The organism is Caballeronia sp. ATUFL_F2_KS9A, from assembly GCF_023630765.1.
Taxonomy (GTDB): domain Bacteria; phylum Pseudomonadota; class Gammaproteobacteria; order Burkholderiales; family Burkholderiaceae; genus Caballeronia; species Caballeronia zhejiangensis.
This window is the reverse complement of sequence record NZ_JALQEK010000055.1, coordinates 36,530-47,537: the sequence shown is the minus strand read 5'-3', so window position 1 is coordinate 47,537 and position 11,008 is coordinate 36,530. Positions and strand designations below refer to the sequence as shown.

Genomic DNA, 11,008 nt, shown 5'->3' with positions numbered 1-11,008 from the left:
GTTTCAGTTTCCCGGTTCGGCGAGCGGCATATGCGCACGGACGGCGCGGCGCGCGGGCGGATGCAACGGACCTTCGTCGGTCGCGTTCCTGCGCGCTTCTTGGTTCAGCACGGCGTCGAGCGCGTCGAGTTCGGCGCGCGAGCGGCGCACGGATTCGCTTTCCGTAGCCGCATCCGCCTTGTCTTCCATCGCGATGACGGGCGCGGTCGCGGCGAACAGATCGCTGTAATCCGCCGACGGCGCGCGCCGGTTCTCCGCTTCGAGCGCCTGCAATTGCGCGCCGATGCCGTCGTCCGACAGATACGTGACGTCCTTCGCCACGCGCTCCACCGGCACGGTGAAGATGCGCGCGAGCGCGGCGTCGGCATCGGCGAGACGGCAGCCGAACAGGAACACGTACAGATGCGACGCGTCCGCCGTGAAGACATCGCCCGCGCGGCGCGGACGGCACCACGCGAGCGCATCGACGTGAGCGAGCGCAGGCGGCAGCGTCAGCTTCACGAGCACATGCGGCAGACGCAGCACCGCGCCGCGTGCGAGCGCGCCTTGCGTCTGCGCGCAGAACGCCGCCACGTTCTGATAGCCGAGCGCGGCATCGGCGAGCGACGCGGCGAGCGCCGTGCGGTAATCGGACAAAAGCGGACGCGTGTAGAGCTGGCCTTGCAGCGACTGCAACAGCGATTCGAGCCGCGAGAACGGCACGTCGCGCCCGACGACAAGATTCGCGCCGAGGCTCAGCATCAGCAATTCATATTGATGACGCAGCACTTCGCCGCGTTCGACCACGGCGATTTTGAGCGCGCGTCCGCAGCGGCGGCGCAGCGTGTGCACGGCGGCGCACAGCGCTTCGAGCTGCGCGCCGTTGCGATGCGCGAGCACGACGGTCGCGCCGCGCGCGCCATCGCAGGCGGCGACGACCGCATCGCGGTCCGCGAGCACTTCCCAGTCGCGCGGCACCCAAGCCTCGTCGCCGACGACCGCGCGGCTCACGACGACGCGCGCTTCGTCCGGCGCGAGACGCGCATCGCGGCGCGCATCGCCCGCGCGCTCGGGCGCGGCGATGCTCAGACGGCCGGCTTCGTTGAAGCGCAACGCGTGCACGTCGCCGGTGGCGAGCGCGCGGCCCGCGCGCCAGAAATCGACTTGCCACAGCAGTTCGCCGTGCGAGCGCCGCACGCGCGCAACGCCCGCGCACGCGCCGTTCAGTTCGCTGCGGCTTGCCGAAGCCTGAGTTTCGTCGATGTCCAAATCGTCATCGCTGGCGATGTCGCCGAGCAGCAGGATCATCGTGATGCCGCGCGTCTCGCACCAGCTCGACAACAGCCGTCCTTCGCGCGCGAGCGCCGCCGGATCGCGCCACGAGAACCAGCGCTCCGCGCCTTCGACGATATACAGCGCGTTCGCGCGAAAGCCAAAGCGCTTGAGCGCGCGCAGGCCGCCGTAAAGGCGCGCGAGCGCGAGAGCGGGCGGTTCAGAATCGGCATCGGCGGATGCGGCTTCGTTCGGCATCGCGAGCACGTTCAGTCGGCGCGGCCAGCCTTGCGCCGCCGCGCCCGAAAAGCCCAGTTCGCGCGCACGCGCCGCCGCTTCCGCACGCTCGCGCGCGAGCACGACGCTCACATGGCGCGTGTTCGCGGCCCGCCCCGTGGCCCAGATGAGCGCATCGCATTCGGGCGAACGCGGCGCGACGTGCACCGCGTAGAGCGCGCCCGGCGCGAGCACGGCGAGATCGTCGGGAAGCGCATCGACGCCGATGCGGCCCGGCGCGGCATCGCGGCCCGCGACGCGCGCGCGCACGAAGCGCGCAAACGCGGCGATGAGGCTCGTCGCGCCACTGGATCGGTTCGATTCGTCGTTCACGGCAATCCGTTCCTCAATAACTCGAATACAGCCGCACCGGCTGCGGGCTGATGCGGTAATCGTCCTTGCGCGGCGAGAACGCGAAGCGCGCGTAGATCATCCCGGCGCTCGGCGCATAGTCGTGCGAATGGTCGATGGACACGCGCGCGCCCAGCGCCAGTTGCGGATTCAGCCGATATTCGACCGTCGCCCCGAGTCCGTACGAAAAGCTCACGCCACGCGTCGAGCCGCCGGGATAAATCAGGCTGCTCGTACCGACCGGCGAGAGTCCCGCTACCGCCGGCAGGCCGTTCGGGAAATACGGCGAGTTCTTCTCGTACGAATTCGAGACGCCCGCCGTCGCCGCGATGTCCCAGGTGAAGCCGTTACGCTTGCCCATCCATTCGATCGGCACGCCGAGCGACAGATAGCGCTGCGGGCTGTAATAGCCGCCCTGCCCGAACGTGTAGTAGCGCAGGTTGTCGGTGTAATGCCAGGCATTGCCGACGAGGCCGGTCTGCACGCGCATCGTCGCGCGCCGATACACCGGCACGGTGAAGCCCGTGCGCAGCGTGAATTCCTGATTGCTCGCGACGTTGCGCCCGCTCAGCTCGGCCACGCCGATATCGGCGAATACGTTCGTCCTGCCGACATCGACGCTCACATGCAGGTCGATGCCGTCGCGCCGCACGCCGCCCCAGACGACGTGCGTGAGCGGATCGGTGAGACCGGCGTAGGACAGCTCGCTGCTCGTGACCGCACGCCGCGACGCCGCTATCGACAGGCTCGCCGGACCGGCATCGAACCTGTAGCGCGCGCCGCCGACGAGGTAATGCACCGGAAAGCCGATCGGCGTCGAGCCGAGATCGACGCGCCACGCATCGGACAGATAGCCGAAGCCGCCGCCGAGACCGTTCGCGTGCTGATGCAGATCGCCGGTCGTGACGGGCGAGTTCGTCAGATATTGGCGCAGCGCGTTCGCCGACGCCGCCGTGCCGTCGTAGAAGCCCGCGTTCGTGCCGAAGGTCTGAATGGTGTACGGCAGGCTCGGCGCCGAAGCGCCGGCCTGATCGGTGAGTCCGCTCACGTCGAGCGTGCCCGCGTCGAGATGCACGGCGTCCGCGTGCACGAAGAAATGCCCGTCGTAGCGATACGGAATCTGCACGTACAGCGGCACCTGCTGCGCGTGATACTGCGACACGCCCGCATCGCCGGACTTGTACGCCGGTATCCACGCCGTTTCGACTTCGGGATTGCGGCGCTGATCGAGATCGTCGAGTGCGGATCGCGCGGGCGTGGCGGACGTTGCGGGGGTCGCGCGTGCCGAGCCCGCCGGCACGCTGAACGCCGGCGCGATGCCCGACGCGCGTTCCTGCTCCATCGACAGCCGATACAGCGACGCCGCCTGCTCGTACTCGCCGAGGTCTTCCGCGACGCGTCCCGCCTGCACGGTGACGTCCGCGCGTTCGGGATAGGCGACGCGTAGCGGCTGCGTCAGCGCCTGCGCATCGAGCGGACGGCGCAGCGCGGCGAAACGGCGCGCGGCAGAGAGGCGCGTGTCGATGTCGTCGGGCGGCGCGGCATCCGCGACGCGGCGGACGATCGCGAGCGCTTCCTTGCGCGCGCCGATGCCGCCGCTGTCGTCGAGTACGCGCGCGAGCATGAGCTGCGTTTCGGGATCGTCGGACGATGCCGCGAGCATCGGCGCGAGCGCGGCGCGTGCGCTGTCGTAATCGCCCTGCGCGCGCGCGAGATCGGCGAGCTCGAACGCGTAGCGCTTGTCGCGCTTGCCTGCGTCGCTCACGGTATCGAGCAGACGGCGCGCACGCGCGTAATCGGCGGCGTCGATGGCATCGTCGGTCTGACGCAGCACGCTGCGCAACGCCTGATCCTCCAGACGCTCTTGCTGACGCGGCGTGAGCTTCGGCTCCGCGCGCACTTGCGCGAGCGTCTGCGACAGCGCATCTTCGCGACGCGCGCCGCCGAGGAGATCGCCGTAGCGCAGGCGCACGTCAGCATCGGTTTCTTCGGGATGCGTGGCCATCCAGTCGCGCAGCAGCGCGAGGCCGCGCTCCGCGTCGCCTCGATCGATATACAGCGCACCGATCGACGCGAGCAGGTTGGGATCGTCCGCGGCCAGCGCTTGCGCGCGATCGAGCGCGGCGGCGGCAGCGTCGACGTCGTTGCGCGCGAAGGCGGCGCGGGCATCGGCGAGCGACTGCTGCGCGTCGAGATTGCGGGCGAGCGCGCGCATGGCGTCGGTGCGATCGGCTTGCGGCACGGCATCGAGCGCGGCGCGCGCGCCCGCCAGATCGTCCATCGAATTGCGATACAGCGCGGCGGCGTAAGCCATCGGCGCGGCGTTCGGCGAGCGCGCGAGGCCGTCGTCCATCACGGCGCGGCCGAGCTGCGGCAAACCGATATCCCGATACAGCCGCGCAAGCGCGAAGCGCGTCCACGGCTGATCCGGCTCGATGCGCAACGACGCCTCGTATTTCTGCGCCGCCGGCCCGTTCTGGCCGCGCGCGGCGAGTTGCTGCGCCTCGTTCGCGACCATATCGGCGCGCATCGCGATCAGGCTTTGGCGATCGTCGGCGGCGGTGAAACGGCTTTGCAGCGCGGCGATGAGCGGCTCGACTTCATCGGCGCGTCCGGTCGATTCGAGCAGCGCACGCGTGCTCTTCAGCGCCGACAGGCTCGGCTCGCGGCCCGCAAGCTGCGCGCGCAGCATCGGTTCGGCGGCGCGCCAGTCGCCTTGTGCGAGCAGCGCATCGGCGAGAAGCAGCTTGGCATCGGCGCTATCCGGCTCGATGGCGAGCGCCTCGCGCGCGTAGCGTTCGGCGTCCTTCGGCTTGCCTGCGTTCGCGGCGTCGCGGCCGTGCGCGAGCGTGCCCCAGAAGCGCGCCGTGCGCGCGAGGCCCAGCCACTTCGCACGGTTGTCCGGCGCGAGCGACGCCGCGCGTTCGAACAGCGCGCGCGCTTCGTCGCGATTGCCTTCGCGCATGCGCAGCAAACCGAATCCGCCGACGGCTTCCGCATCGTCCGGACGGGCCGCCGCCGCGCGCGCGAGCAACGGCGCGGCTGCGTTCAGGTCGCCGCGAGCGAGCGCCGCCAGACCGCGCTGCCGGGCGATGTAATCGGGATCGCGTTCGAGCTTGCGCTGCGCTTCGATGCGCGCGTCGAGCAGATCGGCGCGATCCTTGAACTCGGTGTCGTCGGGCACGAGTTCGAGGTACGCGCGCAGCGCCTGCCGATAGGCCGTGTCCGCGCCCGCCGATTGCAGTACGTGACGCCAGACGTCGAGCGCGGTGTTGCGGTCGGTGTCGGTGCGCGTGGCGAGATTCCATGCGATGCGGTTCGCTTCGGCGCGGGTCGCGTCGCTGCTGTTGAGCAGACGCGCGAGGACGAGCGCGGAATCGACGTCGGCGGGATCGTCCGCGATGCGCCGGTGCAAGGCCGCGAGCGCTTCGGCACGTCGCGCGGGCGTCGCGGCGATGATCTGGTAGTACTCCGCGCCGAGCGGGCCCGACGGCGCGCCGTGCGCAAAGAGTGCGCTCACGCGGCGCGCGGCCTCGTCCGACTGGCCGCTGCGTGCGAGCAGGCGGATCGCCGCCATTTCCTGACGGCCGCTGACCGCGACGCGATATTCGTCGTCGACTTGCTGCGTGAGCGCCGCATTGGGCGCGCGCGTTTTCATGCGCGCGAGCGTGGCCTGCGCCTTTTGCGCCTGGCCGAGCCGCAACTGGATACGCACGAGCTCGGCGTTCAGACGCGGATCGTCCGGCGCGATGAGCAGCGCCTTGTCGATCGCCTGCAACGCGAGATCGTCGCGATGCTTGTTGGCCCACGCGCGCGCGGTGCCGTAAAGACGCTCGGCGAGCGCGTCCGTCGATGCCTCGCTGGCATGCGTCTGCGTCGCGCACACGACGCTCGCCGACATCAGCGCCGCGCGCAGCAACGTCGCCTTCGTCCGGGGCGCGCGCTTCATTTCGCCGCTCCGCATGCCGATGCCGCCGTGCGCAACGTTCCGTCGCCCGCGAATCGATAGCGGCCCTCGCGCCAGCCGAGGCCGAAGAGCGTCAGCACGCTCGTGTAGTACCCCGGCGCCGATGCCCCCGCCGCGCGCGCCGCTTGCGCATCCGCGAGTTCGGGGCGTCCGATGGCGTCGAGAAACGGCACGGCGGCGGCGGAGAAACCCGCGTTGCCGTCGTTCGGGCCGGGCTTGCCGTCGCGCGTGTCGATGCGCTCGGGCGGCGCGCCGTGCGCGTCGATATACGCGGCGAACGGCGCGAAATGCGCGAGGAGGCGCGCGCGCGCTTCATCGTCGGATGCGAGCATGCCCGCCCACAGATACACGCGGATCGCGTTATAGGCGCTTTCGGCGTGCGTCTCTTCGTCGGGCTCGAAACCCCGGTTCGCGCGATACAGCGCCCAGTCCGGCGCAAAGCCCTGCGGCGCGGTGTCGATCAGCATGCGTGCGCTCGATGCCGCGAGCCGCGTCCAGCGCGCGTCATCGGGCAGGCTCGCGCCGATGCCGCGAATCACCTGCAGCGGCGCGTAGCTCGGATTGACGCGCCACGTATCGGCTGACGGATGAAAACCCAGAGGTCCGGGCAAGAGCGTGAGGCCGAGGCCGGGCAGCGTGGCCGTTTCCTCGTCGAGCACGCGCTTCGCAAGCGATGCGCCGCGCGCCGTGTAGCTGCGCTCGCCCCACGCGCGGCCCGCTTCGAGGAGCGCGTAGGCGATCCACAAGTCCGCATCGGACGCCGCGTTGCCGTCGAGCACGCGCAACGTGCCGGCGTCGTCGCGGCCCCAGAGCCACGCGGGCAGGCGCGACGTGAGATCGCCCCGCGCGAGCCGGTCTTCGGTCCAGTGGAGAATCGTGTCGAAGCTCGCGCGGTCGTTCGCGACGAGCGCGAAGAAAAGCGCGTAGGACTGGCCTTCGGAGACCGTGCGCTCGTCGGCGGAACCGACGTCGATCACGCGGCCTTCCTTCGAAATGAAGTCGCGTTTGAAGGCGTCCCAGCGCGGCCACGAATCCATGCACGCCGATGGCGACGCCAGATCCGTCGCTGCTGCATTCGCGCCGAACACGACGAGCGCGCCGGACACGATCGCGCGCTTTACGCCCGAAGCCTTCATCGCTCAGATACCCCGGCGCCGCGCGGCCAGTTCCTGCAGCGCCGCGAACGCCGCGATCGCGAGCAGCAGGCCCGCCAGCGCGCCGGCGAGGCCGAGCAGCGCCGGATGACGGATCGCGTGGCCCCACAGCTTCGCGTACCACGGCACGTAGCCGACGACATACGTCTCGCCGACGCGCGCGCTGTCCACGCCGCCGTGCCGCACGAGCGCGACATCGCCCTGAATCTGCGACAGGCGATCCGCGCGTTCGAGCACGTCGAGCAGATCGGTGAGATGGCCGTCGCCGGTCGCCGCGAGCGCGACGATGCTGCGCCCCTTCGTTCCGGGCGACTGGAAGCCCATCAGCGCCGCGAGCGGCCCGTTCTGATCCAGCGATGCGCCGCCGTGCGTGACGCGCGCGCCATCGCGCCAATGCTCGCCGACCGAGAACGACGCCCGCGCGATGCCCTCCTTCGACGGCGTTCCCGCAGCCGAACCCGCGATCGACAGCGGCAGCGCATCGTGCCAGCGCGAAAACACCGGCGACGACGGCGCGCCGCCGATCACGAGCAGATCCTTCTGCGCGAGCGCGGGCACATCGTCCGGACGCGCGATGGTCACGCGCAGGCTCGGAAAGCCGGTCCACTGGCCCATGTGGCCGAGCATCGTCAGCATCGCTTCGATCTCGGCATTGGCGGGACGCGCGGGAATCACGATGGCCGTCTGCGACAGATCGGCGTAGCGCGTGAACGGAAAACCGCTGTTCGCGAAGTACGCGAGATTCGGCAGTTGCGCGTAATGCACGAAGCCGGAGAAGTCGATGGTCGAATCCGGGTCGACCGCCGCCCGCGCCGGGTTGGTCGGCACGCCCGCGCACAGGCCCTGCTTCTGCGAATCGAGGTTGAAGCGCAATTGCAGCTGGTTCGAACTGCCGACGCGAAACGCCGGAATGTCCAGCGCGTTGGCCGTGCCGCCCGGCGCGCCCGAAAGCAGCGGCAATTGCAGGCGGCCTTGCGTGTCATCGGTTTTGGCGGGCGGCAGCCGGAACGACTTCACGAGTTGCTCGTTGATGTCGATGGCGAGCGCGGAGTTGTTCTGCACCGTAGGCGCGGTGTACCGGTACTTGAGGTTGAGCGGCACGCCGACGCTGTTCCACGAGAACAGATCGGCGGGCACGCGCAGGTTCAGGCGGATCGGCTCCGGCTCGCTGCCCGCGACCTGAAGCTGCGACACGTCGTCGACGAGTTCCTTGAACTGCACCGGGCGATTCGTCGGCATCCAGCGCGGCGCGTCGTACGGTTCGCGCGGCTGGCCGATGTCGACATGCGCGACCTTCGCCGCATCGCCGGACATCGCCGTGCGGCCGAGCACGAGCGCATACGCGGCATCGTCGACTTCGGCGCCGTTGCGGCCGGTCACGACGAGCAGCTTGCGATCCTTGGACGCCGGATTGTCGGCGACGAGAATCGTCGGCCCGTCGATATCGGGCAGCGCGAGACCCGCCGGCAATTGCGCGCGCGTGCCGACGACGACCGCGTGGTCGTTCGGGGGCAGCGTGTTCATCGCCGGGAAGCGCGCCTGACGGTAATCCGCGAGCGCGCCGAACCACGACGCGAGCACGCCCGCGCTCTTGAGCGTCGCGCTGTCCGGCGATGCGGGCAGCACGAACGGCAGCGTGAGACGGCTCACATCGCGCGCATCGAAGAACGGCGCGGGCAGCAGCGCGAGATCGTTCGGCAGCCTGATCGGCGCGGTATCGAGGATGAATTCGCTCGTCGGGCTGATGTCGGCCCACAGCGCCGTGTTCGCCGGATCCTCGCAATGATCGAGCGTGTAATGGCCGATGAAGCGCAGCCCGAACTGGTTGTAGTCCGTGAGCAGGCGCGGATCGAGCGGGATGTCCTGCGTGAGCATCGCGCCGGCGTGCTCCTTGTCGAACGGAACGGTGGCGATCGCTTCGCCGTTGATCGACACCTTGACGTGCGACAGCGCGAACAGGAGCGCGGGCGAGTAGGTGTAGCGCAGACGCAGGCGCGCGCCGGTCACGACGCGGTCGAGCCGCACGCCGAGCACGATCGAGCGCGTATCTTCGAGGCCGCGCAGATGCATCGGCTGATACGCGCCGAGCGCGGAGAACGGGACGTGGATCGAGCCGGCGTCGGCGCTGGCAGCGGCGTCCGGATTGACGGCCGGCGGCGCCGCTTCGGCGCAGACGCCGGCGAAAAGCGCACTGGCGGCCATCGCCAGCGAGAGGCAGAACGAGACGACTGGTTTCATCGGCGAGTCAGCTACGGAATTCACGGCCGCGCGCCGCGCTGCCCGCTATGGCATCGTGACGGAGGCGCAACGACAATCGGATCGCCAGGCGAGCGGCGCGCGCGGCAACCGGGACGAATGCAGCAAGAGCGGGAAAGAATCGGGGCAAGCGTGCGATGCACGAAGCGAGGCGTCGGGGCGTGCGTGATCCGCGACGCGGGTGCGGTCGTGCGGCTGCTGCGTTCATCGCGCCGGTCTGTGCGATGACGCGCCTTTGCCGCTGAAAAGCGGACGCAACAGTAGCATAATTTGTGACAATTTGTATCACCACAGCCGTCCTTCATCAAAAAAAGCGCCACATCGCGACATGGTTCGATCCCGTTCTTCATCCGCTACGTCTTCCGCATCCGAAAAATCCGGCCACGCCGAGCGGACCGCGAAGCCCGCAGTCAAGCGCAGCGGCCTGCTGCGCGGCCTTTTCGCGTTGCGCCATTCGCGCGACGGCATCGCCGCGACCTGGCGCGAGGAGAGCGCGTTTCGCCAGGAGGTGTGCGTCGCGGCCGTGCTGCTGCCGATCGCGTTCGCCGTGCCCGTGGGCGCCGCCGAGCGCGTGCTGCTCGCGGCCTCGGTGCTGCTCGTGCTGCTCGTCGAGCTGATCAATTCGAGCATCGAGGCGGCGATCGACCGCATTTCGCTCGAACGTCACGAACTCTCCGGACGCGCCAAGGACTGCGGCAGCGCGGCGGTCACGGTGGCCATCGTCATCGGCTTGCTTACGTGGGGCGTGATCTGCGGGCCGCTCGCATGGGACTGGCTGCGCGCGCATCTTTGACGTTGCGGCGTCCGGCGGTGATGAGCCTCGCAATTCGCGGGGGCTATTCGTGTGTGGCACCGGAGGCCATGCACGATATGTCGGCGGCGCAAACGGATTCTTGATGCCCGTCGCGGCGACTTTGCCCGATGGACGTTGATGAAGCGGTAGTTAATACCTCACGCGGACCGCCGCGAAATATTCCGAAAGGCAATCGGCGAGAGACAAACGCGCCGCGCGGCCGCCTGGGTCGCCTTCTTGCTGGTTCCCGTCTGCGCGCCCGTTTTCACGGCGCCCACTCTGCATTTCTTCCAATTGCGGGATTCCATCTACTTCGACGGAGGAGTTGTCGTGCGGCCTTTTACCCTGATTTTTCTGCTGTTCGTGACGCTGTTTTCCGGATGCGCGGCTTACCGGACACATGAGGCGCGCAGCGATTCCGGCGCGCTCATCGGATCGAATGTTCTCGATCTCGTCGCGGCGGTCGGCATTCCCGACAAGACGATGAAACTCGTGGATACGAATACGCCGGGCGACCGCATGGTGATGCAGTGGAACTTCTCGAATTCGGATGCGGCGTTCGAAATGAACGTGATCCTGCTCGATCTGAAGATCGGCGGCGCCGGCAAGTGCAGCATGACCGCGACCACCGAACGCTGGGGCGGCAAGGTGCTGTCCGTGAACTTTCCCCAGGCGCACGTCGACAGCATGAACTCCGACTACAGCGCGTGCGAGCCGCTCGTCGCGGAAGCGCTGACGCATATCGGCCACACGCCCATCGATCCCGCTTTCGACTCGTTCAAGCTCGTCGGCGCGGCCAAGTAAGCGCGCCGGGCACTCGCACGCGACGATCTTCTTACCAACTATTTCTCCGGGAAACAGGTTGTGTCGTCGATCGGTGCGAGTGCCTTCGCTCTAAAGAAGGATTGCGAAACATCTTGTGATAGTGGAACGTCATCGCGCGCCTTGAACGGATCTGCA

6 protein-coding genes are annotated in these 11,008 nt (G+C 68.8%); 2 read left to right on the top strand and 4 right to left on the bottom strand.

Annotated features, from left to right (window positions below; translation table 11 throughout):
- Positions 1-3 precede the first annotated feature (3 nt).
- Genes bcsE through bcsB form a run of 4 tightly spaced genes read right to left on the bottom strand, consistent with a single transcriptional unit; the run spans position 4 to position 9,237 of the window.
- Positions 4-1,860 carry a cellulose biosynthesis protein BcsE gene (gene bcsE / locus NCS67_RS30830; protein WP_250437832.1) on the bottom strand — a complete coding sequence of 619 codons (1,857 nt, stop codon included), beginning with the start codon at positions 1,858-1,860 and terminating at the stop codon, positions 4-6.
- 13 nt (positions 1,861-1,873) lie between these two features.
- Positions 1,874-5,842 (bottom strand): cellulose synthase subunit BcsC-related outer membrane protein, encoded by a 3,969-nt coding sequence (locus NCS67_RS30825; RefSeq protein ID WP_502801890.1) that lies wholly within the window; start codon positions 5,840-5,842, stop codon positions 1,874-1,876.
- On the bottom strand, positions 5,824-6,981 hold the full coding sequence (gene bcsZ, locus NCS67_RS30820; RefSeq protein WP_034473656.1) for a cellulose synthase complex periplasmic endoglucanase BcsZ: 1,158 nt from the start codon (positions 6,979-6,981) through the stop codon (positions 5,824-5,826). Before bcsZ ends, NCS67_RS30825 begins: the two co-directional genes overlap by 19 nt.
- 3 nt (positions 6,982-6,984) lie before the next feature.
- Positions 6,985-9,237 (bottom strand): cellulose biosynthesis cyclic di-GMP-binding regulatory protein BcsB, encoded by a 2,253-nt coding sequence (gene bcsB, locus NCS67_RS30815; RefSeq protein WP_008345802.1) that lies wholly within the window; start codon positions 9,235-9,237, stop codon positions 6,985-6,987.
- 346 nt (positions 9,238-9,583) lie between these two features.
- Between bcsB and NCS67_RS30810 the strand changes: the two genes are divergently transcribed.
- Both NCS67_RS30810 and NCS67_RS30805 read left to right on the top strand, forming a co-directional pair.
- Entirely contained in the window at positions 9,584-10,048 is a 465-nt protein-coding gene (locus NCS67_RS30810; RefSeq protein ID WP_250437830.1) for a diacylglycerol kinase, read from the top strand.
- A gap of 330 nt (positions 10,049-10,378) precedes the next feature.
- Positions 10,379-10,852: a hypothetical protein gene (locus NCS67_RS30805; RefSeq protein WP_008345806.1), complete on the top strand. Its 474-nt coding sequence runs from the start codon at positions 10,379-10,381 to the stop codon at positions 10,850-10,852.
- The last annotated feature ends 156 nt before the right edge of the window (positions 10,853-11,008 follow it).